Origin of the sequence: Nocardioides sp. Root190 (genome assembly GCF_001428565.1) — a bacterium.
Taxonomy (GTDB): domain Bacteria; phylum Actinomycetota; class Actinomycetes; order Propionibacteriales; family Nocardioidaceae; genus Nocardioides.
Genome location: NZ_LMIA01000014.1, coordinates 1 through 21,555 on the forward strand (window position 1 = coordinate 1; position 21,555 = coordinate 21,555).

General features: G+C 66.5%; 26 protein-coding genes. 15 read left to right on the forward strand and 11 right to left on the reverse strand.

Features of this window, described 5'->3' with window-relative positions:
* Nucleotides 1-269: 269 nt before the first annotated feature.
* Both ASE01_RS22740 and ASE01_RS22745 read right to left on the reverse strand, forming a co-directional pair.
* Nucleotides 270-503, reverse strand: coding sequence for a hypothetical protein (locus tag ASE01_RS22740; protein WP_056758305.1), 234 nt, complete (start codon nt 501-503; stop codon nt 270-272).
* Nucleotides 504-572: 69 nt separating this feature from the next.
* Complete coding sequence (locus tag ASE01_RS22745) at nt 573-794, reverse strand: hypothetical protein (RefSeq protein ID WP_157537758.1); 222 nt, start codon at nt 792-794, stop codon at nt 573-575.
* A gap of 202 nt (nt 795-996) precedes the next feature.
* Here ASE01_RS22745 and ASE01_RS22750 point away from each other — a divergent pair, with 202 nt between their 5' ends.
* Nucleotides 997-1,398 (forward strand): hypothetical protein, encoded by a 402-nt coding sequence (locus ASE01_RS22750; RefSeq protein WP_056758311.1) that lies wholly within the window; start codon nt 997-999, stop codon nt 1,396-1,398.
* Nucleotides 1,399-1,593: 195 nt separating this feature from the next.
* Here the strand turns inward: ASE01_RS22750 and ASE01_RS24680 are convergent, their stop codons facing one another.
* Complete coding sequence (locus ASE01_RS24680; RefSeq protein ID WP_157537760.1) at nt 1,594-1,908, reverse strand: hypothetical protein; 315 nt, start codon at nt 1,906-1,908, stop codon at nt 1,594-1,596.
* Between the two features lie 85 nt (nt 1,909-1,993).
* Between ASE01_RS24680 and ASE01_RS22760 the strand changes: the two genes are divergently transcribed.
* Nucleotides 1,994-2,314 (forward strand): hypothetical protein, encoded by a 321-nt coding sequence (locus tag ASE01_RS22760; protein ID WP_056758317.1) that lies wholly within the window; start codon nt 1,994-1,996, stop codon nt 2,312-2,314.
* An 84-nt stretch (nt 2,315-2,398) separates the two neighbouring features.
* Here the strand turns inward: ASE01_RS22760 and ASE01_RS22765 are convergent, their stop codons facing one another.
* Nucleotides 2,399-2,683 carry a hypothetical protein gene (locus ASE01_RS22765; RefSeq protein ID WP_056758318.1) on the reverse strand — a complete coding sequence of 95 codons (285 nt, stop codon included), beginning with the start codon at nt 2,681-2,683 and terminating at the stop codon, nt 2,399-2,401.
* A 469-nt stretch (nt 2,684-3,152) separates the two neighbouring features.
* On the reverse strand, nt 3,153-3,920 hold the full coding sequence (locus tag ASE01_RS24685; protein WP_157537762.1) for a hypothetical protein: 768 nt from the start codon (nt 3,918-3,920) through the stop codon (nt 3,153-3,155).
* 277 nt (nt 3,921-4,197) lie between these two features.
* Here ASE01_RS24685 and ASE01_RS22770 point away from each other — a divergent pair, with 277 nt between their 5' ends.
* Nucleotides 4,198-4,683: a hypothetical protein gene (locus tag ASE01_RS22770; protein ID WP_157537764.1), complete on the forward strand. Its 486-nt coding sequence runs from the start codon at nt 4,198-4,200 to the stop codon at nt 4,681-4,683.
* 436 nt (nt 4,684-5,119) lie between these two features.
* Nucleotides 5,120-5,398 (forward strand): hypothetical protein, encoded by a 279-nt coding sequence (locus ASE01_RS22780; RefSeq protein WP_157537766.1) that lies wholly within the window; start codon nt 5,120-5,122, stop codon nt 5,396-5,398.
* Between the two features lie 65 nt (nt 5,399-5,463).
* Here ASE01_RS22780 and ASE01_RS24690 read toward each other — a convergent pair whose 3' ends face one another.
* Together ASE01_RS24690 and ASE01_RS22785 are read right to left on the reverse strand one after the other, a co-directional pair.
* Complete coding sequence (locus tag ASE01_RS24690) at nt 5,464-6,102, reverse strand: tetratricopeptide repeat protein (protein ID WP_157537768.1); 639 nt, start codon at nt 6,100-6,102, stop codon at nt 5,464-5,466.
* 155 nt (nt 6,103-6,257) lie between these two features.
* Entirely contained in the window at nt 6,258-7,433 is a 1,176-nt protein-coding gene (locus ASE01_RS22785) for a tyrosine-type recombinase/integrase (RefSeq protein ID WP_235536177.1), read from the reverse strand.
* 354 nt (nt 7,434-7,787) lie between these two features.
* On the opposite strand from ASE01_RS22785, the gene ASE01_RS22790 reads away from it, so the two are divergent.
* The 3 genes from ASE01_RS22790 to ASE01_RS22795 all read left to right on the forward strand — a co-directional run bounded on the left by ASE01_RS22790 (nt 7,788) and on the right by ASE01_RS22795 (nt 11,556).
* Nucleotides 7,788-10,001, forward strand: coding sequence for a molybdopterin-dependent oxidoreductase (locus ASE01_RS22790; RefSeq protein ID WP_056758333.1), 2,214 nt, complete (start codon nt 7,788-7,790; stop codon nt 9,999-10,001).
* A 17-nt stretch (nt 10,002-10,018) separates the two neighbouring features.
* Nucleotides 10,019-10,192 carry a hypothetical protein gene (locus tag ASE01_RS24695; protein WP_157537770.1) on the forward strand — a complete coding sequence of 58 codons (174 nt, stop codon included), beginning with the start codon at nt 10,019-10,021 and terminating at the stop codon, nt 10,190-10,192.
* A gap of 143 nt (nt 10,193-10,335) precedes the next feature.
* Nucleotides 10,336-11,556, forward strand: coding sequence for a PucR family transcriptional regulator (locus ASE01_RS22795; RefSeq protein ID WP_056758336.1), 1,221 nt, complete (start codon nt 10,336-10,338; stop codon nt 11,554-11,556).
* 13 nt (nt 11,557-11,569) lie between these two features.
* Here the strand turns inward: ASE01_RS22795 and ASE01_RS22800 are convergent, their stop codons facing one another.
* Both ASE01_RS22800 and ASE01_RS22805 read right to left on the reverse strand, forming a co-directional pair.
* On the reverse strand, nt 11,570-12,040 hold the full coding sequence (locus ASE01_RS22800) for a hypothetical protein (protein ID WP_056758339.1): 471 nt from the start codon (nt 12,038-12,040) through the stop codon (nt 11,570-11,572).
* The gene (locus ASE01_RS22805) at nt 12,037-12,579 is read right to left on the reverse strand and encodes a TetR/AcrR family transcriptional regulator (protein ID WP_056758342.1); all 543 of its coding nucleotides are present in this window, start codon (nt 12,577-12,579) and stop codon (nt 12,037-12,039) included. The genes ASE01_RS22800 and ASE01_RS22805 overlap by 4 nt, the downstream gene beginning before the upstream one ends.
* A 93-nt stretch (nt 12,580-12,672) precedes the next feature.
* Here ASE01_RS22805 and ASE01_RS22810 point away from each other — a divergent pair, with 93 nt between their 5' ends.
* The 7 genes from ASE01_RS22810 to ASE01_RS22840 all read left to right on the forward strand — a co-directional run bounded on the left by ASE01_RS22810 (nt 12,673) and on the right by ASE01_RS22840 (nt 17,470).
* Nucleotides 12,673-13,839 carry a zinc-dependent alcohol dehydrogenase gene (locus ASE01_RS22810; protein ID WP_056758346.1) on the forward strand — a complete coding sequence of 389 codons (1,167 nt, stop codon included), beginning with the start codon at nt 12,673-12,675 and terminating at the stop codon, nt 13,837-13,839.
* A gap of 11 nt (nt 13,840-13,850) precedes the next feature.
* Nucleotides 13,851-14,315: a hypothetical protein gene (locus tag ASE01_RS22815; protein WP_200958981.1), complete on the forward strand. Its 465-nt coding sequence runs from the start codon at nt 13,851-13,853 to the stop codon at nt 14,313-14,315.
* Nucleotides 14,316-14,350: 35 nt separating this feature from the next.
* Nucleotides 14,351-14,788 carry a tautomerase family protein gene (locus ASE01_RS22820; protein WP_056758353.1) on the forward strand — a complete coding sequence of 146 codons (438 nt, stop codon included), beginning with the start codon at nt 14,351-14,353 and terminating at the stop codon, nt 14,786-14,788.
* Nucleotides 14,781-15,338: a carboxymuconolactone decarboxylase family protein gene (locus ASE01_RS22825; protein WP_056758357.1), complete on the forward strand. Its 558-nt coding sequence runs from the start codon at nt 14,781-14,783 to the stop codon at nt 15,336-15,338. The genes ASE01_RS22820 and ASE01_RS22825 overlap by 8 nt, the downstream gene beginning before the upstream one ends.
* Nucleotides 15,339-15,394: 56 nt before the next feature.
* Nucleotides 15,395-15,874 carry a DUF4383 domain-containing protein gene (locus ASE01_RS22830; RefSeq protein ID WP_056758360.1) on the forward strand — a complete coding sequence of 160 codons (480 nt, stop codon included), beginning with the start codon at nt 15,395-15,397 and terminating at the stop codon, nt 15,872-15,874.
* Between the two features lie 469 nt (nt 15,875-16,343).
* Nucleotides 16,344-17,015: a winged helix-turn-helix domain-containing protein gene (locus ASE01_RS22835; protein ID WP_200958983.1), complete on the forward strand. Its 672-nt coding sequence runs from the start codon at nt 16,344-16,346 to the stop codon at nt 17,013-17,015.
* Nucleotides 17,015-17,470 carry a HEPN domain-containing protein gene (locus ASE01_RS22840; RefSeq protein ID WP_056758367.1) on the forward strand — a complete coding sequence of 152 codons (456 nt, stop codon included), beginning with the start codon at nt 17,015-17,017 and terminating at the stop codon, nt 17,468-17,470. Before ASE01_RS22835 ends, ASE01_RS22840 begins: the two co-directional genes overlap by 1 nt.
* Nucleotides 17,471-17,856: 386 nt before the next feature.
* Here the strand turns inward: ASE01_RS22840 and ASE01_RS22845 are convergent, their stop codons facing one another.
* Together ASE01_RS22845 and ASE01_RS22850 are read right to left on the reverse strand one after the other, a co-directional pair.
* Nucleotides 17,857-19,182, reverse strand: coding sequence for a DUF6880 family protein (locus ASE01_RS22845; protein WP_235536178.1), 1,326 nt, complete (start codon nt 19,180-19,182; stop codon nt 17,857-17,859).
* A gap of 296 nt (nt 19,183-19,478) precedes the next feature.
* A complete protein-coding gene (locus ASE01_RS22850; RefSeq protein WP_056758828.1) occupies nt 19,479-19,847 on the reverse strand; it encodes a MerR family transcriptional regulator in 369 nt (122 codons plus the stop codon).
* Nucleotides 19,848-20,013: 166 nt separating this feature from the next.
* On the opposite strand from ASE01_RS22850, the gene ASE01_RS22855 reads away from it, so the two are divergent.
* A complete protein-coding gene (locus ASE01_RS22855; RefSeq protein ID WP_082606338.1) occupies nt 20,014-21,513 on the forward strand; it encodes a SulP family inorganic anion transporter in 1,500 nt (499 codons plus the stop codon).
* The last annotated feature ends 42 nt before the right edge of the window (nt 21,514-21,555 follow it).

Genomic DNA, 21,555 nt, shown 5'->3' on the forward strand with positions numbered 1-21,555 from the left:
CGGCTCTTCGGACAAGTCACTTCCCGGACCCGCCACCACACAGCCTAGAACAAATCTTCCGGCTGCTTCTTGACACAGAGGGGCGCCATGGTCGGGCGTCCCGCACCGACAGCGGCATGGTCGGGCGTCCCGCACCGACAGCGGCATGGTCGGGCGTTCCGCTCCGACAGCGGCATGGTCGGGCGTCTGATGATTTAGAAACGACGAGTTCCTGAGGCTCGCCACATCGAGCGCCCGGAGGTCCGGCGCTTCGAACGCGCGACAGGTGATCAGACGGTCACGAAGATAGCGATTCCCGCGCTCAGGAACGCCGCACCCAGCCCGGCAAGTACTAGCTCAATCTTCATCGACTGCTTCGTGAACCGACGTGCCTCTTGGTCGCCCGGTCGATCTGGGCTCTTCTGTGTCGGGGTCAGCACTCCGACAATCAGACCGTCAAATGCGGCTCCGAATAAGCCTCCCGCGAGCAGTGTCACCCCCACCCACATCAGAATCTCCGCCATGAAGCCATGATGACCGACGCAGCAAGCCGCCGCTCGGGGCGTTTGCCCTAACGGCGGCAGAGTCGGCGGTTACGGACTCCGATGACGCACGAGGTAGGCCATCCCCGCGACCGTGGCCAGCAGGAGCGTCCCGATGCCGAACGCAGAAGCCACAGCGCCCGGCAACTCCAGGTCGCTGCTCGCATTCACCACCACGGCGACGAGGAAGACCGCGAACGCAATGCCGCCGAAGATGGCCAGAACGGTCGCGATGGTGATGGTTTGCTCATCCCGCTCCTCCTGCGTGCGCATGCCCGGCATTCTTCCCTCATCCGCCGCGCTTCGCACTCGATGCGGCATGTCAGAGCGGGTAGCGTGAACTCAGCGCTTCGCATTACACGCACTCAGGGCACTAGGCCGAAGCCACGTTTCTGGCTGCTCGCTCTGCTTCACTGGCCTGATGATTCAGGGTGTTGCTAATCAAAGCGTTTCGAGGCAGCGGTCGCGCAGAGTCATGCTGATCGGAATCAGCGTCGGCGTCTTGGCAACCCTCGTTCTGGCGTCGGTCGCATGGGGCGTCAAGAACGTGTTCGCTCCGGGGCCTAGAACGTTCACTTCGTCGTGCAGCGGCGCGAAGGCGACCGGGACCATTTGGGTCGACAACTCCATCGTCTTCACATCTGTATCCGTCGTCGACCCAGACGGTCGGGACTGGGAGGTCCAGTGGGGCCGCTACGCCGAGGAGATCGCGGGTGGTCCGATGAAACCCATCTTGGCGGACTACACGGGCAGCTACGTGGGCGCCGCGCAGGCGCTCGGCGACACCGACGGCGGGACCCGTCGCACGGTCGAAGTGCGCCCTGAAGGCCAAACCAAGTGGTGCGACCTCGATATGCGCGTCTACCTGTTCTGGTGAGCAGGATCTGCGGACGCGACTGGACCGAGATCCACGCCTCCGAACACACGCAGTGCGGCATGGTCGGGCGCTCCGCCCAGACAGCGGCATGAGCGAGCTCCGACGCCATGCCCGACCAGCGGCATCGTCGGGCGCTCCCGTCCCGACAGCGCCATAAGGTCACCGAACATCGAGGTAGCCCCAAGGAGAGTGCGGTCAATCGCCGTCGAGGTGTAGTTCCGACGAGGGCGTACGCGCACACAGCGCCGCCAGGGCGAGGATCGGCTCTAGGTACGTCGGATGGGCATCGCCAGCTAGGTCCTTTACTTCGACAGCCAACTGCTCCATGTCCGCGGAACGCAAGACCGTCGACCCGTAGATGTCGAACCGCGTGATCATCGGTAGGCGTGTGGAGGTACAGGCCAGTTCGCGCTCTCGATCAACAGCGCTCTGCGGAACGTTGAAACTCGCCCCCTCGGCAAGCTGAGGCATCGCTGCGTCGCAGACATCTCGATGCGATCCCTCGGTCATGACTACAAGTATCCCCCGGTGGACCTCCAGCGCCTGCTGACAGCGACCAGCGGTTCGCGTCCGGTTGAGGAGAGAAGATTGATCCATGGCACGCCGACTCATGTTCGTTCAACTGAAGACCGGCTTCGACATCGATCGAGGCCCCTCATGGATCGGCTGGGTCGAGTTCAACCGCTCCTGGAACACCGCGCGATACCGAGGCCGCGAGCTCCGCAAGTCCGGTGGCGGAGGAGATTCCAACTTCTACGACGTCGACACGCGCGAGGACTTCTGGCTCTCTGGTCCGAAGCGCGATCGATCAGACACCCGCTACGGCCCAAGCACGACCTCGGTCGACGACGACGCTCGTGAGGCCTACGAGGAGTTCCTCGCCGGCGCACCACTGCCAGGCCGGGAAACAGGCTGAACCAGTCGTCGAGACACACCATCCGCGGCATGGTCGGGCGGGTTCGAGGCCTTGTCCCGTCCACTCGCTGCATCACTTCTCGTGTCACACGACCGCTACACCAACAACGAGAGCCGCAACGAAAGCGACGACCGACGTCACGGTAATCGCCAGCAAGGGCCTCTTGCCGAGCACGTCTTGCCGCCACGAGTTGAAAGCGATTCCTCCGATGACGACGAGCATCAACGCTGCGGGGCCGCGAGGAAAATCCAGCCACAACGCTTCTCTGCCAGTGATAAGAATCCAGAGGAAGGCGGCGACAAGCAGCCAGAGAATCCAGCAACCGCGCGCCCAGTTGAGCGGGTGCTGTTGGACTGAATCAGACGCCATGTTCGTCAGTCCTTTCTGTTGGGCAAGTCAGGCACAGGACGGAACCGACAGTCGGTGCCGCGACGGCGATAGCGGTGCCCACGACCGGAATCATGACAGGACCGGATGAGGTCCGCAGGCTCATCAGTCGCTCCAGCCTGACGCGGCACGAGCCGGCATCTTAAAAAGCCGGGGCGTCCGTCCGACCCTGGCGACGCTTCAGGGAAGCGCCCGCCTCCGTCTGTCACGTGGCGCCAAGGGCGTCGGGTCAGCGGCTTCGGTAGTGACCGATACCGACTACAACGGCCCAGAAGACACCCAGCCCGACGACGATGATCCAAGACAGCATGGCGGAAACGTACTCCGGATCGGGGTAGCCACACGTTCGTCCGAACGACGGCACCGGCGCTACCGCTCTCGTCGCGGCAGGGTCGGGCGCTTGGGCTCCGCCAGCGGCAGATCCGGGCGTTTGGACCGCCCCACCCTCTCGCTAGTCGGGCTCAGAAAGTTCACGGCCCAACGTCGACTCGAGTCCACGCCACTGCGTGTGAAATAGCGCCGCTGATGCGGCATCCCCCGCGCGCGGATGCAAAGTGTCGATGACCTCGAACCCGGTGTCGGACCAATCGGGGTCTTTCTTTCGGAATCGCGAGACGACTTGAATATCCGGCGTGTCCGGGCCGTAGTGACGCGTCCGAGTTCTTGCCTGCAGCCCCTCCAGCCGCCGGCGCGATGGAAGGGCTACACCGTTCCACTGAAGGCGCTCCAGGATAGGTGCCGCGCCAACACGCGTGTCGTCGATTCGCAGGACTCGAAACAAGGCAACCCCGCGGGAGGGAGCTGTCCAAGCCAGTACCGCACCAGGCGTCAAGTCGGTCACGTGGCGCCAAGGTCGCCGGACGGTTTTGCGGGCCGGTTGCGGACCAACCAGTTGGTCTCGCAGCTTGCTCAAAGCTGCCTTACGCTTGGCCAGCTCTCGCTCGCCGGCCTCTTCCCAAAGCTGCAAACCGACGCCCTGATCGATGATGCGCAGTGCGCGGTCCCGGACCTCATCCTCAAGACGACCTAACCGGTGCTGGGCAGCTGCGAGTGCCAGCCACAGGACATGCTCCTGATCAGGACTCAGGTGGCGGTAGCCGTCGATTACTCGAGCTGTTGCCTCTGCGTCTGGGACCTGATCTTCCAAGAGCTCCCGGTACTCGGAACGAATGTCAGCGGCGGTGTCGTCGGAAAAAATCGCGGCTCCCCATGCACCCATGTCACACATATTGCCTTCCCAGGAGCGGCGGCGGGCGTGATCAAGACTTCGGCTTTACCGGCCTTGGGTAGGAATGGCCGTCGCAGGGGCGTCTGGACAGAGGTGCGCGGCGGCTTGACCTGCGCAACGTGACTAACAGCAGTGTGCGCCTTATGCGGCGCCGGGCGAGCGTAGCCGCCCTAACAGCGGCATGGTCGGGGCGCTCCGCCCGGCAACTCGGCTGAGGCCATGGGGAGAATGCTCTCGGCCCCGCCTGCTGATCGGTAGCGTGAACGGTATGGCCACGGTTTTGACGATTATCCGCGCTCGCGGACCGGTGCGGGCCTGCGCGGTGGAGGACGAGTCAGCTCAGACGGCTTTAGAGTTCCGTCCTGGCGACCGCTGGACTACTTCGTGGTGCGAGCATGACGGCGCGGACGAGCCGGAAGCGCCACATTGGGGCCTTGCCACTCGGCTTGAGGTGCCCGAGGGCGCGTCCTTTGAGCTGCTAGTGACCAGGGATTACCTACCAGCCGGACTCGTAAACTGTGTCTCGTCCAGCGCCCTCCGGATCGGTGACAAGCCCGGATGCTTCGCCTGGGCTGGTGGTCGCCACGAGGTTGGTGACCTAGACCGAGGCGGGGAAGAGTTCAGAACCCTGGTGCGATTCGAGGTGCCGTTTGGCGTCTATCCCGTTGACGTGTGGGTGGACGCGGACGAGCTCGAGGACGTTCGTCGCGTCGTCTACTTGTTGGGAGAGCCTGCCGCTCTGCGCGACGCCTGAGCCGAGCCCTGGACAAACTTCGTACTGCCTTCTGGTAACGCGCTCATTGGCACGACCGCGCGGGTCGCGGCACGGTCCGGAGGTGATCGACTGAGTCACGGTCCCAGCGCCCGACTCTCGGCAGAACCGAGCGGGTCGCGGCATGGTCGGGCGGCCCGACGTCAGGCGACGTGTCGGCGCTGTTACCTACGGCGGGTTGGGACCACGCAACGCAGGGACACCACCGCGGCCCCAATGCTCAGAAGAATCGCAACCGTCCTGCCCAGCGCTGTCTCGCTGTCCGCCACGGAGAATGCGAGGCTCACAGCGATACCGGCCCAGATGGCAGCGACCAGCGCATTCACGAGCCACAAGAGGCGCGCAGGGGTTGATGGCACGGACAGATCATCGCAAACATCGCTGCTGATCCGTCTGCGAAGCGATGACAAGATCAGGTATGAGCAAGTCGGAGGCACGAGGGGTCGCGGTTCGGCGGCTGGCTGAGCTGCGAATGGAACCGTACGAATCCTTGAGAGACCGCTGGCTGGACAAGCCAGATTGCGAGGAGATCGCGGCTGCGAGCGGCACGGTGTACCAAGTCGAGATCGAGGCGTTCTGGGATGGCCCCAAGGCGCTGAACGGGAATCTCCGCGTCTGGGTGTCGGCGGGAAGCTGGCTGATGCCGCCAACGGAGAGCTTCATCATCGCTCCTGACGGCTCGTTCATCGGCGAGTAACTGCTACTTCTGCGAACGGTCAATCAGCGGCATGAGAGGGCGGTTTGGCGCACCAGACGAAAGGGCTATTCGCGACTCGCCAACTGGTTCAATCGTTTGAGTGTTCGCCGGTCGGCTCTTACGACGCCAAGCTCCTTGTGACGCGGGAACGGAGCAGGGGAGTCGACCAATGCCAAGGCACGGTTCGCGGCTTGGCGGGCTTCCTCTCGATCGCCGGTGGCGTCAAGGACCTCCGCCAGTGCAGCGTTGCACCGGAAATGCGCGCTGGGCATGGGCATGTCCGCCATTTTCGGCCAGTCCATGAGCAGACTCTTTGCTTCGGCCAGGTCCTTCGGACGACCGCGCTGGTGAAGCAGTTCAGCAAGTTTGATCGGTTGCGTTGCCGAGGTCATGTTCAGCGATTTGTTGCGCTTCATCGAACGTCGGTAGAACGTGATCGCGAGGCCAGGATCGTCATCCGCATATGAGTCGCCCAGGTGCTCGGCTGCTGCCCATGCGTGCATCTCTGCGAACTCGCCATCATCGTCGAGTACGCGACGCCATAGCTCTCGCGCTCCCGCCATCTCACCTTCCTCTTTGAGGGCCAAGCCCTTGATTCGCAGGTACTGCGCCCGGCTGAAAGAACGCGCTCTTCTCAAGCGCCGTTCAAACTCGGCGCGAGCTTCGTCGTCCCAATTTGGAAGCCGGTACCACTCGTCGGTCACACAGCCAGTCTCCCACCCGCGCCGCCCCTCTGGCTGGGAACTTCGGCGCGAATGCCTTGTGCGCTCGACCGCTCATCGGCATGTGCGTGCGGTTCCGACCTGATTCCGACGCGGCAGTGTGTTGGTCTGGTCGCTCGCGCGGCCGGTGTTGGGTACTACTGGCGGTTTTGGATTCGTGTGAGTGCGTCGAGGTTGCGTTGGTCGGTGTCGGGGAGGGTGTGGAGGTACTTCTGGGTGGTCTGGATTTGGGAGTGGCCCATGCGTTCCATGACGGAGGCGAGGTCGGCGCCGCCGGCGAGGAGCCAGGAGGCGTGGGCGTGGCGTAGGTCGTGGACTCGGACGGGGAAGTCGATTCCGGAGGCTTTGACTGCGGGGAGCCAGATGCGGGTGCGGAAGGTGTTGCGGGAGATCGGGGTGCCGGCCTTGGTGGGGAACAGCAGCTCGTCGTGTCCGATGCCGTTGACCCGGATGTGTTCTGCGATGGCATTGAGCCAGGTTTGGCGCACGCCGAAGGTGCGGGGTTCGTTGTCTTTGGGGTAGGGCTTGTTCAGGTAGCGCTGGCCGGTGGGGGAGTGGGTTTTGGAGACCTCGACGATGGTCTCCTCGACCGTGAGGCTGCGGCGGAGGAAGTCGATGTGCCGGGGCTTCAATGCCACCAGTTCGCCCCATCGCAGTCCGGCCTCGATCATGGTTTCGACCATGAGTCGGTGTCGGGCGGGTATGGCTGCGAGGAGGCGGGTGTATTCGTCGGGGGCCAGGGTGCGTGCTCGGCGGGTGATCACCTTGGGGAGCTCCGTGTGGTCACAGGGGTTGTGGACCAGGACCCGATCTTTGACGGCGCGGGCGAAGATCGAAGACAGCATCACGTGGTACTTACGGATCGAGCGCGGTGAGAGCCCATCGGCGTTGGCTTGGGTGACCCAGTCCTGGACCAGGGATGGGGAGATGCGGTTGAGCCGGCGGTGGCCGAAGTACGGGTAGAAGTGCTTGTTCAGGTAGGAGATGTAGGCAGCGCGAGTGGAGGCTTCGACATGCTTGTTGGGCAGCCACTCGCCTCGGACGTAGTCGGTGAAGGTGACCTCGCCAAGAGCGGTGTCGTGCCAGGCGCCGGCCAGGACCTTCTGTTCCTCGCGCTGTGCGGCGCGTTGGGCTTCGCGGCGGGTGTTGAAGGTCCCGGCTGAGCGGGTGCGGCCCTCAGGGTCGCGGTAGGCGCCGAGATAGCGGGTGCCGCGGGCCCCTTTTCGTTCATGTATCCATGCCATCTTCTGGTCTCCCGAGATCGAGCTCGTTTGCCAGTTGTACGCAAAGCCGGCATGGATGGTCCTAGACACTGATGGACGTCCACGGAGGAGAAACTGGCGTCTGACCTGGGAGTTTACTCTAAACTACCGCTCGGTGCACCTGTCGATTCGGCGTCCGAGGGTCTCTCATAACCCAGAGGTCGCAGGTTCAAATCCTGCCCCCGCTACAAAGATCTTCAGGCCCGGAATCCATGGATTCCGGGCCTGAAGGCATTTCGAGGTCCGCGCCCCATCAGGAGGTGGGTCGGGCTCCACGACGTCCGGTGTCGTCCTTCCTCGGCGATTGGGCTGGGTGCACAACTCGTGGCCCCGATGGTGTGCGGCGACCCGGAGATCTGCAGCGCTTGGCGCGGTTGACTCGACACATCCGTCCGAGGGGGTCACGTGGAGCGCAAGCGCGCAGTGTGCACGGTCTGCGACATCGCCTGCCAACTGCAGGTCGAGGTCGAGGACGACAAGGTCCTGCGGGTCCTCCCGCCCGAGAACCCGGTGACCGCCGGCAACTACTGCCTCAAGGGCCTCTCCGCCCATCGGCTGTACGCCCTGGAGGAGCGTCTGCGTCAACCGCTTCGGCGGGTCGGTGAACGCGGGGAGGGGCGCTTCGAGCCGGTGAGCTGGGACGAGGCGATGGGCGAGATCGCCGAGCGCCTGGAGGTCCTGATCGAGAAGTACGGACCGGAGACCTTCGCCGTGTCCACCTCGAACTGGAACACCAGCGTGGAGAACGGCCTGGGTCGCCGCGTGATGAACCTCCTCGGCTCCCCGAACTGGACCAGTGGCGTCGCCATGTGCATGGGCAACACCGCTGCCGTCAACAAGCTGACCTACGGCTGGTTCCCCTGGCCCGACCTGATCAACACCGACCTCGTCGTGCTGTTCGGGCACAACCCGCGCAAGCACTCGTGGACCCCGATCTACAACCTCGTGCGCCAGGCGCAGGCCAAGGGCGCCAAGCTCATCGTCCTCGACCCGCGCGTCAGCGGTCAGGCGGCGCGGGCCGACGTCCACCTCCAGTTGCGCTCCGGCACGGATGCGGCCATGTGCCTCGGCTGGCTCAACGTCATCATCGAGGAGGAGCTGTACGACAAGCAGTTCGTCCGCGACTGGTGCGTCGGCTTCGACGACCTCAAGGAGAGGGCCGCGGAGTATCCGCTCAGCAGGGTGCGCGAGCTGACCGGAGTCGCCGAGGAGGAAATCAGGCTCGCCGCCCGCATGTATGCGACGGCGCGGTCCGCGACGATTCCCTGGTCGCCCACCGTGGACCAGCAGGTGTCGTCGACCTCGATCATCCGGCTGCAATCGATCCTCCGCGCGATCTGCGGGCACCTGGACGTGCCGGGCGGTGAGCTGATCTACGGGTTCAACGAGGAGATGCTCTCCGAGACCTTCATCGAGCTCCACGAGGCGTTGTCTCCCCAGCAACGGGCCAAGCAGCTCGGGTACGACGAGTACCCCGCGTACACGCACCGCGCCGGTGAGCTGCTCGCCCCGCACACGAAGCGGGTCTTCGGTCACGAGTACGCCAACATCGTCATGGGGTCCTACATGGCCAACCCCACGTCGCTGTTCCGGGCCATGGCCACCGACGAGCCGTACCCGGTCCGTGCGTTCTTCTCCCTCGGCAACAACACGCTCATGAGCTACCCGAACCAGCAGCAGGTCAAGGCGGCCCTGCTGCGGCAGGAGCTCCTGGTCGTGCACGAGCTCTTCATGACCCCCACCGCCCGGCTCGCCGACTTCATCCTGCCGGGAGACACCTGGCTCGAGCGTCCTCACGTGCACGACTCCTTCGGCTGGCGATCGTGGCTGATCGCCTCGGAGAAGGCCGTGGACCCGCCCGCGGGGTGCAGGGGTGTCTTCGACTTCTGGCGCGACCTCGGTCACCGCATGGGCCTGGGCGACCACCTGCCGTGGGCGTCGGTGGAGGAGATGCTCGACTTCCGGCTGCAGCCGTTGGGCATCTCGTACCGGGAGTTCTGCGCGACCCACGACATGAAGATCGCGGCCAAGGAGTACCGGTCCTACCGCCGCACCGGCTTCGGCACCCCCAGCGGCAAGGTCGAGCTCCGGTCGTCGATCCTGGAGGACCTGGGCTTCGACCCGCTGCCCTATCACCGCGAGCTCCCGGAGGACCCGGACCACCCTTTCCGCGTTTTCGTGGGGGTGCGCGAGGATCCGTACTTCCAGACCGGGCAACGTCAGCTGCCGTCGGCACGCCGACTGTCTCCGCTGCCGGCATTCTTCCTGCACCCGGAGGACGCCGACGAGCTCGGTCTCGCCCAGGGCGACTGGGCGGAGGTCAGCACACGGCACGGCTGCATCCAGGGCGTCATCGAGAGGCGCGGCGACATGTCTCGCCGGCACGTCCGGGTCCCGCACGGATGGTGGTTTCCCGAGCTGATCGACAGCGACACCGACGGTGCAGCCGATCGGCACAACGACGGCATCCTGGTCCCGGACGACCGGGAGTCACTGGACTACGAGCAGGGGACGCCGCAGCTCAAGGGCTTCCCCGGCGCGGTGCGACGCCTGGAGCGACCGCCGGCCCACATCGCCCGAACCGGCCTCCGATCCTCGGAGGAGGTCACGGCCCAGTGAGTGACGCCAGGCTCCCCATGAACCTCCGCGAGCGCCGCGCCGCCCTCGAACAGGCACTGCTCAATCGAGCCCTGCGAGCGAACAAGGGCAGGGTGGACCGGGCGATCACCCGGCTGGTCATGACCCAGATCCCCACCGTCGAGCCGGAGCCGGGACGGGCGAAGGTGGTCGACGGCACCGAGACCACCTGAGCACCGTGGACCTCAGCAGGAGGTCGGCAGCCACGTCGGTCGGACGGGGTGGACGACGGTTCGCCTGTCCCAACCGCCGTGGGCTGTGCCATGGTTTGTGTGCTGGCTCGTCGGCCGGCACGGGCGTCGGGGGGTGTGCTGAGGTGATCGATTCTTCCGGCATCTCCGAGATCGCCCGGCAACTGATGCCCTACCGGGGCGCCCTCACTGCCGAGGTGCTGGACGAGCTGGTCCGGGAGATCCCGGAGTTCTCCGGCGATGCGCGACTGGAGTCCCTCACCGAGGCATCTGCCACCGACAACATCGCTGCGGTCCTGCACGCACTGGCTCTCGGCTCGCGCCTGGACGTGATCGCGGTGCCCGCCGCCGGTCTCGAGCAGGCACGCATCCTCGCCCAGCGCGAAGTGCCGATGACCGTGCTCCTGCGCGCGTACCGGATCGGGCAGACACGCCTCGTCGAGGTCGCCCTCGAGCAGGTGAGCAGGCTCGGGATCGACCCGGGGGAGGTCGCCCCTCCACTGGTGCGTGCGGTCTCGACGTACGTCGACCGGATCTCGGACCAGGTGGCGAGGGCGTACGACGAGGAGCGCGAGCTCCGGGTGGGCAGCAAGGTCGCGCTGCGCCAGCACTGGGTCAGCGAGCTGCTGGCCTCGGACCGGGTCGACATCGCGCAGGCGGAGTCTGCGCTCAGGTACCGCCTCGACGGCTGGCATGTGGCTGTCGAGGTCTGGCTCGACCCGGGTGAGGACGACGAGGCGGCGGTCGGCGCGTTCGATCGGGTCGTCGCCCTGCTGCGGCGCTCGGTGCGCGTGTCGGGCGACCCCCTCAGCGTGCCCTTCGACAGCTCACAAATGAGGGTGTGGCTGCCGCTCGTCGGCCCCACGCCGCTCGACGCCGAGGTGCTGGGGGAGGAGCTCGCGAAGACGAGGGCGCCGCTGCGCCTGGCCGTCGGTGACGTGTGTCGTGGTCTCTCCGGGTTCCGCTCGACTGCCCGCTCGGCGAGCCGGGTCAAGGCGCTGGCGGTCGCGAGGGGACCGCGGGCTCCCGTCGTCCTCACCCACGCCGACGTGGCTCCCGTCGCGCTGGTCTGTGACGACGAGGATGCCGTCGACCAGTTCGTCGAGAGCACCCTCGGTGACCTTGCTGCCGCCGATGCGCGCAGTGCGGGGCTGCGCGAGACGCTGTTGGTCTACCTCGAGTCCAACCGGAACCACCAGCTCACTGCTAGCAAGCTCCACGTCCATCGCAACACCGTCCACTACCGGGTGCAACAGGCCATGGAGCAGGTGGGCCACGATCTCGGCACCGACACGTTGAGCCTGCAGTTGGCGCTCTCGATCTGTCGATGGCGCCCACGCACCTGAGTCGGTGAGTGCCCTACGTGGCAGCAGGTCGCGCCAGCGCGAAGTGGCACAGGTAGCGCAACCGGTCGCCGTCGCGGTAGTGGGACGTGGCGAGCCAGAGGCCGTCGTCGATGGCGACGAGCTCGTCGTGGAAGCGGCGTACGGACGCGGGATTGCTGTCGTTGTCGTGATCGAGGAGGACGACGGACCGGTCGCCGAAGAGGGAGGGAGTGGTGCGGGCGGTGAACCGGTAGTGCCTCAGCTCCACCGGCCCGAGCCCCAACCTGTTGAGGCCGGTCACGGCGCCGTCCTGGTCGCGCTCGAAGACCTTGCCGCGCCAGAGTCGCAGGTTCCTGACAAGGGGTCGCCCCAGGTGGCCGTTCAGCACCACGCCGTCCATCCGGGTGTCCAGTTGCGACAGGTCTGGCACCGAGCCCGTGGCGTGCAGGGCACGCAGGTCCTGCCCGCGGAGGGCGGCCAGGCGCGAGCGCGGCGAGGCGCTCATGTGGGAGCCGCCAGCATCGGGACGATCCTGTCGCGCACAGTGCGGATCGGTGCGGTCGAGCGCTTGACCCGGGACATGCTGATCGCTCCCTCCAGGGCGCTGATGCAGACCATCGCGAGGTCGGTGGCTGCGTCGGGATCGTGTCCCGACCGCGTCAGGACTGCGGTCAGGCCGGTGTGCCAGTCGTCGATGATCGAGCTGATCACCGGACCGAGCGCGGCGTCGCCGTAGGCCTCCTGGGCCGCCGCACCGACGGGGCAACCGGCCGCGAACTCCGACGTGGCGAGCTGGTGCTCGTAGTGGTCGCAGATGCCCGCGAACACCTCATCAGGACGGGTGCCCTGGCTCGCCGCTTCGCGCAGGATCGTGGTGACCAGGCCGCCCGCCCACCCCAGCGCGTCGGTGAGCAGCTCGGCCCGTCCGCCGGGGAAGTGGAAGCCGACGGAGCCGCGCGGGCCTCGACTGTGGCGCAGGACCTCGGCGATCGAGGTGCCAGCGACGCCCTTCTCCCGCAGCAGCAGTGCGGCGCTGGTGATCATGCGCTGTCTTGTGTCGGTCTTCACACCCACTTGGCCAGACTCCTCGATCTCGACATATGCTCTGCGACATAGCATAGCAAAGGAGCATGTGAAATGCGTGAACTGACCTTCGTTCGGACGGGCCATCTGGAGTGGCGCGACCGGCCCGACCCCGCGATCAGCGAACCGACCGACGCGTTGGTCCGGCCGTTCGTCGCCAGCCGCTGCGACGGTGACTGCCTCCCGCTGCATCGGTCGGTGTCGCGCCCGATGCAAGCGGGGCTGAAACTGGGTCTCATCGATCCCGTGGTCGCCTCGATCGTCGGTCATGTGCCCTTCCAGGGGCCGTTCGCGATCGGCCACGAATGCGTGGCACAGGTGACCGCGGTCGGCTCCGGAGTCACGGGGCTCGCCGTCGGCGATGTCGTCGTCGTTCCGTGGGCGATCTCGTGCGGCACCTGCGAGGAATGCCGGCTTGGCTTGACCGCCAAGTGCTCCACGATGAGCGCGGGCAGTCCCGGATGGGAGTTGGCCGCCTTCGGGTTCGGCCCGGCGTCGGGTGCTTGGGGCGGCATGGTCGCCGATGCGTTGCGCATCCCGTTCGCCGACCACATGCTCGTCAAGGTCCCCGAGGGGGTCGACCCGCTGCGGGTTGCGGCGGCCAGTGACAACCTCGCCGACGCCTGGCGCTCCGTCGTGCCGCCGCTGCGCCAGCGTCCCGGCGGCCGGGTCCTGGTGATCGGTGGGGGAGGGCAGAGCATCGGCCTGTACGCCGCCGGCCTCGCGGTCGCGCATGGCGCGTCTGTCGTCGACTACCTCGACGACAGGGACGGCAGGCTCGAGGTCGCGGAGTCCTTCGGGGCGCGCGTGCATCGCGTCGACAAGGCGCGACGTCGATCCGTGCTTCCCGCACTGCCTGGTCGGTATGACGTCGCCGTCGAGGCCTCCTCACATCCTCAAGGTCTGCGCGACGCACTGCGGGCCCTGCGGCCCGGAGGGACCTGCACCGGCACCGGCTACTACCTGCGCCCAGGCACCAAGCTGCCGGTGATGGACATGTATGCCACCAGCGCAACGCTGCACGTCGGTGTCTCGCACGTGCGCCCGGTGCTCCCGGACCTGCTCGACTTCATCGCCACCACTGGGTTCGAGGCCGAACGGGTCACCAGCCTGGTCGCGGACTGGGACGACGCTCCCGAGGCCTACCAAGCCCACACCACCAAGCTCGTCCTCCATCGCCCGCCACTCGGCACCATCTCGCAACCAGAAAGCCATTCATGACCGTCATCACCGTGAACGCCCCCGTAGGCCGGTTCACCACCGATCAGCGTCGTACGCTCGCGCAGACCCTCACCGACGCCGTCCTCGTGCCGGAAGTCGGCCAGTTCGAGCCGGCAGCGCGGGTCGGTTTCCAGGTCCACTTCCGCGACTACCAGCCCGACCAGATCGCCGTCAGTGGCCTGCTCGTCTCTGACTTCCCCGAGGCGCCGGACGTGATGGTGATCGACCTGGCCGTGATGGACGCCGACTGGAGCCAAGCGGTCCGCGAGGTCGTGATCACCCGCCTCCTGCGCGCCATGGCCGACGCGTGCGACCTGCCCGACCCGCAGCCGGCCTGGTGGGTCACCTTCCGAGTCATCGACGAGGGCAGCTGGGGTGCCAGTGGCGGCGTCCTGTCGGTCCTCAACCTCCTCGACAGCGGCGTGTTCACCCCCGAACGTGCCGACGCCATCCGACAAGCCCTCGCCATCCGCTGACCCGGCTACCCGAACCCCACGAAAGGAACACCGTCATGCCTCAGATCCAGCTCACCGTCTCCACCGGCACCCTCACCGAGGAGGGCGCATCCACGATCCAGGCGCAGTTGGCCGCAACCTTGCTGAAGTGGGAGGGCGCCCCGGACACGGCCTTCTTCCGCGCGCAAGCCTGGGCCTTTCTCCACGAGCTCCCCGCCGGCGCCCAGATCACTGCGGAGGATGACGAGCCGCGCTTCCGTGTCGACGTGACCGTCCCCGCCGGTGCCCTGAACGACGAACGCCGCGCCGGCCTCGTTCGCGAGGTGACCGCCCAGGTCCTGGCCGCCGCAGGACTGGCCGCCGACCAGGCCCTGCGGGTCTGGGTGCTGATCCACGAACAGGCCGACGGCACCTGGGGCGCGGGCGGACAGATCTTCCGCTATGCCGACCTCGTCGCCCTCGCCGCTTCTCCCGGGGGAGATCGCCATGAGTGACTTCACGTTGCCGGAGCTGCCGACAGAATCGCGCGCGATTCTGGAGAAGGTCGTGCCGCCGCCGTACCGCCCGCCGCTGCTCTACCTCGCCATGGGCGCCAACCCAGCAGTGCTCCGCTCCTACGCCGAAGGACCTCTCCTCAGCCTGCACGGCCTGATGCACACCGGCCAACTGGACCCCATGGATCGCGAGCTCGCCATCCTGCGGGTCACCGGCCGCTGTCGAGCCGAGCACGAGTGGGGCGTCCATGTGGCCTACTTCGGCAAGACCTCCGGACTCACCGACAGCCAGGTCGACGCGACCGTCACCGACGCTGAGCCGTCACCTGCCTGGACCGATCGGCAGCGCGCGATCATCGCCCTCACCGACGCGATTGTTGACCGACGCCCACTCCACGATGACGAAGGCAAGCTGGTCGGCTCCTCCCTGTCTGACGCCGAACGAATCGAGTTCCTCGCACTCTCGTCGGCGTACCTCGGCATCGCCGCCCTATGCCAGGTCCTCCAGATCCCCGCTGAACCCGGCGCACCGACCTTTCCGCTCGCATGAGCGGACTCCACCCATCCCGCGCTTCGGCAACCGCTACGACCACGAAGGACGAGCCCGTGCTCGCACGCATCCGCACCCGAACGACCAGCTACGTCTGGGCACTGACGGACTCCCCGATCCAGTTCGGAGTCTTCGTCCTCGCGCTCTGGTTCACCAGCAACGGCCCAGCGGCGTACTTGACGTGCACCTCGATGGTGTTCGACCCGATGAACGCCTGCACCACTGAGATTGCCGGGTTCATCCCTGTCACCGTCAACCTGTGCCACACGATCTGTCACCTCGCCACCGGGCTCATCGGCCTCGTTGCGGTTCTCCGCCCCAGTTGGGCGGTGGACTACGCCCTTCTCGGTTCAGTCTTCTATCTGGCGTGGGGCATGGCCGGTCTCTACGGCGGCGAGCACCTCAGGCACCACTTGGGCGTGGACGTGTTCGGGAGCTGGGTCCACGTCGTGGAGGGCCTGCTCCTCCTCGCTGTCTGGATCATCCACCGAAGAGTCGCCCGAAGGTTCTCCGGAGACTTGCTCCTGCAGACTTGACCGTCCTCCGCTTACCCTCCGGATTCACACGGCGTCGACGAGTAACGATCGGTTACAGTCGGAGGTGTTCGAGACGCCGCACACCGCATGAATACAAGCGATTCGGCTGTTTCCCGCAACGTTCGGTAGCGATCGGCAAGACCTCGAAGTTGTCCAGAGGTCGCAGGTTCAAATCCTGCCCCCGCTACTGAATTCAGGCTCGGAATCCACGGATTCCGAGCCTGAAAGCATTTAGAGACTTGATCGGGTGTCCACAAACTGTCCACAAACCCCGTCCAGAAACCCCGGGCGACTTCGTCGGGGGAGGGCGTTGCGGTCCCGGCCCGGTAGCAACCGAGCGCCGCGGAACCGATGGCTCACCTACGGGTCATGGAGACCTCCCTGCCCGCGTCGCCCGGCTCGCCCGCTGGTACAAGGCGCTCTGCCTGTCGTGCTCCGAGAATCTGGGCTTCGAGCCGGTCGGTGGTGAGTGATCGAGACTGACCGGCGAGTCCGCGAAGTGCCGCCATCCTTGACTCTACCTATAATCGGGAGATATCTTCCAGTTATGCGTAGTGATGGGCCGGCTCTGATGCCGTTGTTCCGGTCGCAGCATCAGGCAGAGCTGCTGATGTGGCTCCTGCTGCACCCCGAGCAGGAGTACGGCGTGACCGAGATGGCCACGCGACTGGCCGTGCCGCTGACGACGCTGCACCGCGAGGTGATCCGCCTCGACGAAGCCGGGCTGATCGTCAGCCGCACTCAAGGGCGCAACCGCCTGATCCGGGCCAACATCAACCACCCGGCCGCGAAGGCGCTGACGCAACTGTTGGAGATCACCTTCGGGCCGCGGGCCGTCATCGCCGAGGAGTTCGCGATCGACGGAGCCGAGCAGGTCGTGATCTTCGGATCGTGGGCTGCTCGCTATCAGGGCCAGGCGGGCCCGCCGCCCAACGACATCGACGTGCTCGTCGTGGGCAAGGTCGATCGCGCCGACCTCTACGACGCTGCCGACCGAGCGAACGCGCGTCTGGGGATCGAGGTCAACCCGGTCCTGCGAACGGTGGAGCAGTGGGCTGATCCGGACGATTCGCTTGTCGCCCAGATCAAGGAGACCGCACATGTGACGGTGCTCGACTCGCGTGAGCCGGTGAACTCCTGATGGCCCGCTGGAAGCGCGGCGAGTCCGACGTCGAGGCGCTGCTGGCGGCTGGCGAACTCCAGAAGCTGGTCGGAGCCGCCGCCAACGGCGAGCGTCTGCTCGAGAAGGCGACTGTCACGTTGACGACGGCTCGATCAGCGGTCGAGACCGACCCCGATTCGGCGTTCGTGCTGGCCTACGACGCGTCACGGCAGGCTTTGACGTCGTTGCTGGCCCATCAGGGCCTTCGACCTACGACGAAGGGCGGCCACTACGCCGTCGAACAGGCCGTCCGGGCGCAGTTCAGTCCTGGCTTCCGCCAGTTCGGCGCGCTCCGTCGTCGGCGCAATGAGCTCGAGTATCCCGAGCGCCCCGGCGACGACGCCACGCAGGACGAGGCTGCTGAAGCTGTCGACAACGCGCAGGCGATCATTGCCGCGGCCCAAGGCCTTCTCGATCAGATCGGTATGTTCTGACCGGCATCGCCGATTGTCTGTCCGGCAAAGTCACTTGGCGAGACGGGTGGAGGAGCACAAGGTGGTCGCATGCGTGACATGACGATCGAGCCCGAACCGGTGCCGCTCCGGCGGGACGAGCATGGGCGACTGAAGATCGTCGGGCATCGGGTCGCCCTCGAGATCACGTTCACGCGTATCGGCGCGGCCGCTCGGCCGAGGCGATCCACGAGAGCTACCCATCGCTTGAGCTCGCTGACATCCACATCCTGCTGGGCTACTACCTCCGGCACGAGGAGCAGGCACTCTTCGACCTCGAGGAGCCGCTTCCGCCGCCTGTGAGGGTCACGCGGGGCATCAAGCCACGTCGTGGTCACCAGTAGCGCCGCCTCCCCAGGTCCCGCCTGTCATGGCAGCCCGGCGCGGTCGAACTCCTGCTGCAGCCGTGGCCGGCGGCGATGGATCTCGCGCAGCTCGGCGATCAACCCATCAACCTCGGCCTCGTGCGCGGATCCTGCAGCGAGTCTCCGCATCTTCGCCAGCCGCCGCGCTGCGAGCCGGTAGTGCTGTGCGCCTGCCTCGACCAGCTCGTTCTCAACGAGACGCTGGTGGACAGGCAGCACGACGATCGGGTCGACCTTCTCGTACGCCTTCACCAACTCACTCCACGTGTGGTCGCTGTCGAGGGCGAGCGAGTGCGCGAGGTTCCACGCGAACTCCGGCTCCTTCAGTGTCAGCAATGCGAGGAGCACCGCGTCGCTCGGACTCGCGGCCAGCGTCGTGACCACCTCGTCGCGGAAGTCGGGCCAGGCCTTGCCGGCGGCCTTGTGCAGCCCGGCCGCAGAGGTCGACGAGGGCCACTTGCGGAACACCGAGAGCCGGGCTTCCAGTGCCTCGTTCGGCCGATGCTCTTCCAGTAGTCGGCACCAGTAGTCCGCGGCCTTGAGTGACTGGTGACCGCGATCGAAATCGGTGGCCTGCTTCGCCCAGTCGATGGCGAGGTCGATCTCGCCGATCTCCTCGAACGCCTCGGCGGTGTCCTCCAGCCAAGCGGCGACCTTCCGGTCCTTGGCATGGGTGCGGATGATGGCGTCGATGTCGTGGTCGAGGATCGCGAGCCGCCGCGCGTTCCAATCGAGCGTGAACCATTCATGCGAGTGGGCCGAAGACCATCGCTCGTCGTTCGATGAGCGCGGGCCGAGATTCGCCTCGGCCTCGGCCAACCGCTTCCGGTATGTCGTCATGCCGACGTCGCCGAGGGCCGGCGCGTACGCCACTGGGTCGAGTTCGAAGTAGTCGACCTCGTCGTCATCGAACTGGAACTTCATCATCCAGTCGATCAGCTTCCCGACCGGCGTCCTGGCCGCGGCGGCCGTCTGAGGGTGGAGCTCCAACAGCCGTCGGCAGGCGTCGCCGATGATGCCGCTGGAGTCGTCGGCTCGGGCGATCACCTTCAACGACGAGGCGAGCGCCTTGTGTGTGACGGAGTAGATCTCGGCCGGGTCGGCCGTCGGGATAGCGGCCTCGAGGATGTCGACGGCCTCGTGCATGTCCCGGCCGTGCGCGTTGGCGACGCTGTAGCGGGAGAGGTCCGATCGGGTGCGGATCAGCGGGAGGACAGCGTCGGCCAGCGAGGTCACCTGCTCATTCTTCACGCCTCTGTCTTCCGTACTGTCGCGACGGTCCTCAACGAGCAGGCGTCGGTGAGCCTCGCTGTGGAGCTGCTGGGTCACGCGGATCGGAAAGTGACGATCGAGCGCTACATGAGCGGCAACGAGCACGCGAACCCGCTGGCGGCTGAACTGCTCGACTCGGCCCTCCCGCCGCGATCGACCGGTGACGGTTCGGCCATCGAGCCGTAGTTGCCCCCGTCATTCGGCCGACCATGAAGAAGACGACGATCATCTGGTTGAGTGCCCTCTGGTACCGGTAGTCGCTCGAAGAGCGAGCGCGTCGCGATCCGGACCACCAGTTGATCCTGGAACCGCACCAGGACTCGCGGATCCGGCGGTCGGTTCGAGCACCGGTCTCAGGCGAGCTCCTGCCCCAGCTGACTGATGAACTCATCGGCCATGGCCAGCTGGGTGGCGAGCTGGGCACGGCGGTCGGCGCCGTCGTCCAGGATCACCGCGAGTCGCTCGCGAGCCCCCGCGTGCAGACCGTGAGCGGCCGGATCGCGCAGGGTCTCGATGTCGCGCATGGCGGCACTCATCTGTTCCAGGGTGAAACCGAGGGGCTTCATCCGCCGGATCACCAGGATCCGCTCGACGTCGGACTCCGTGTAGAGGCGAAAGCCGCCCTCCGTGCGGCCTGACGGCCGCAGCAGGCCCACGTCCTCCCAGTGGCGCAGGCTGCGCAGCGACAGCTCGGTGCGGGCGGCGACCTCGCCGATCTGCATCACGGGTGAGCTCCTTCGGATCGCCGGATTTCAACCCTCACGTTACGTGAGGGTAGTCTGCTCTGCAGACTTCCGCCGGCGATGGCGCCGGCACGCGTGCTCGATCGTGCGCACACCATCACCCCGGATCCACGCCGGTCGCCGGCTGCCACGAACGGAGCTCATCGTGTGCACCACGCTGACCCACGCGCCCGAAGCATCGGTGCGTGCCGCCCTGCGATCGCCGAAGCTGTTGCGGACCGAGGTCCTCGCGGGTCTCGTCGTCGCGCTCGCGCTGATCCCGGAGGCGATCTCGTTCTCGATCATCGCCGGGGTCGACCCGCGGATCGGGCTGTTCGCGTCGTTCACCATGGCCGTGTCGATCGCGTTCCTCGGTGGCCGGCCGGCGATGATCTCGGCCGCGACGGGGGCGGTGGCGCTGGTGATCGCACCGGTGATGCGCGACCACGGCTACGACCACCTCATCGCCACCGTGCTGCTCGGTGGCCTGATCCAGGTCGCGCTCGCGGCGGTCGGCATCGCGCGGCTGATGAGGTTCATCCCGCGGTCGGTGATGGTCGGGTTCGTCAATGCGCTCGCGATCCTCATCTTCGAGGCGCAGCTCGACCACCTGATCGACGTACCGTGGGCGGTGTATCCGATGCTCGCCGTCGGCATCGCCGTCATCGTCGGCCTCCCGCGCGTCACCACGGTGATCCCGGCGCCGCTGGTGGCGATCGTGGCGCTCACCGCCTTCACCCTCCTCGCAGCGATCAACGTCCCCGACGTGGGTGACGAGGGGGAGCTGCCCGACAGCCTGCCGAGCTGGTTCATCCCCGACGTCCCCTTCGACCTCGACACCCTCGAGGTGATCGCGCCGTACGCACTGGCGATGGCGCTGGTCGGGCTCCTGGAGTCCCTGCTCACCGCCAAGCTCGTCGACGACATCACCGACACGGGTTCCGACAAGACCCGCGAGGCGCTCGGTCAGGGTGCCGCCAACGTCATCACCGGCTTCTTCGGCGGGATGGGCGGCTGCGCCATGATCGGCCAGACGATGATCAACGTGAAGGTGTCGGGCGCGCGGACCCGCATCTCCACGTTCCTCGCCGGCCTGTTCCTGCTGATCCTGGTCGTCGGGTTCGGTGACGTGGTCGCGCTGATCCCGATGGCCGCCCTGGTCGCCGTCATGGTGATGGTCTCGGTCGGGACCTTCGACTGGCACTCCATCCGGCCGCGGACCCTGCGCCGGATGCCGCGCTCGGAGACGGCCGTCATGGTCGCGACCGTGCTCGTCACCGTGTTCACCCACAACCTCGCCGCCGGCGTCGGGGTCGGCGTGCTGGTCGCGATGACGCTCTTCGCGCGCCGGGTCGCCCACCTCACCGAGACGAACCGCGAACTGGTCGAGGACGAGCACGGCACGGTTGCGGTCTACCGCGTGACCGGCGAGCTCTTCTTCGCCTCCAGCAACGATCTCTACACCCAGTTCGAGTACGCCGACGACCCGGACCGGGTCGTCATCGACCTCTCCGACTCCCACATCTGGGACGCGTCGACGGTCGCTTCGCTGGATGCGATCACCACGAAGTACGAGCGCAAGGGCAAGGCCGTCGAGATCACCGGTCTCAACCCGTCCAGTGCCGAACGGCACGGGCGCCTGAGCGGCGAATTGCCCTCCCACTAGGCACGATCCCGGCAGAATGCTGCCGGCTGGCCGCACGACAAC

Coding starts and splice junctions, on each gene's coding strand:
- ASE01_RS22740 (WP_056758305.1), bottom strand. CDS start 503: ATGGCGGAGATTCTGATGTGGGTGGGGGTGACACTGCTCGCGGGAGGC.
- ASE01_RS22805 (WP_056758342.1), bottom strand. CDS start 12,579: ATGATCACCAGCGCCGCACTGCTGCTGCGGGAGAAGGGCGTCGCTGGC.
- ASE01_RS24685 (WP_157537762.1), bottom strand. CDS start 3,920: ATGGGTGCATGGGGAGCCGCGATTTTTTCCGACGACACCGCCGCTGAC.
- ASE01_RS22765 (WP_056758318.1), bottom strand. CDS start 2,683: ATGGCGTCTGATTCAGTCCAACAGCACCCGCTCAACTGGGCGCGCGGT.
- ASE01_RS22760 (WP_056758317.1), top strand. CDS start 1,994: ATGGCACGCCGACTCATGTTCGTTCAACTGAAGACCGGCTTCGACATC.
- ASE01_RS22800 (WP_056758339.1), bottom strand. CDS start 12,040: ATGAGCGCCTCGCCGCGCTCGCGCCTGGCCGCCCTCCGCGGGCAGGAC.
- ASE01_RS24695 (WP_157537770.1), top strand. CDS start 10,019: ATGAACCTCCGCGAGCGCCGCGCCGCCCTCGAACAGGCACTGCTCAAT.
- ASE01_RS22750 (WP_056758311.1), top strand. CDS start 997: ATGCTGATCGGAATCAGCGTCGGCGTCTTGGCAACCCTCGTTCTGGCG.
- ASE01_RS22840 (WP_056758367.1), top strand. CDS start 17,015: ATGGCCCGCTGGAAGCGCGGCGAGTCCGACGTCGAGGCGCTGCTGGCG.
- ASE01_RS22780 (WP_157537766.1), top strand. CDS start 5,120: ATGAGCAAGTCGGAGGCACGAGGGGTCGCGGTTCGGCGGCTGGCTGAG.
- ASE01_RS22810 (WP_056758346.1), top strand. CDS start 12,673: ATGCGTGAACTGACCTTCGTTCGGACGGGCCATCTGGAGTGGCGCGAC.
- ASE01_RS24680 (WP_157537760.1), bottom strand. CDS start 1,908: ATGACCGAGGGATCGCATCGAGATGTCTGCGACGCAGCGATGCCTCAG.
- ASE01_RS22745 (WP_157537758.1), bottom strand. CDS start 794: ATGCGCACGCAGGAGGAGCGGGATGAGCAAACCATCACCATCGCGACC.
- ASE01_RS22820 (WP_056758353.1), top strand. CDS start 14,351: ATGCCTCAGATCCAGCTCACCGTCTCCACCGGCACCCTCACCGAGGAG.
- ASE01_RS22770 (WP_157537764.1), top strand. CDS start 4,198: ATGGCCACGGTTTTGACGATTATCCGCGCTCGCGGACCGGTGCGGGCC.
- ASE01_RS22825 (WP_056758357.1), top strand. CDS start 14,781: ATGAGTGACTTCACGTTGCCGGAGCTGCCGACAGAATCGCGCGCGATT.
- ASE01_RS22850 (WP_056758828.1), bottom strand. CDS start 19,847: ATGCAGATCGGCGAGGTCGCCGCCCGCACCGAGCTGTCGCTGCGCAGC.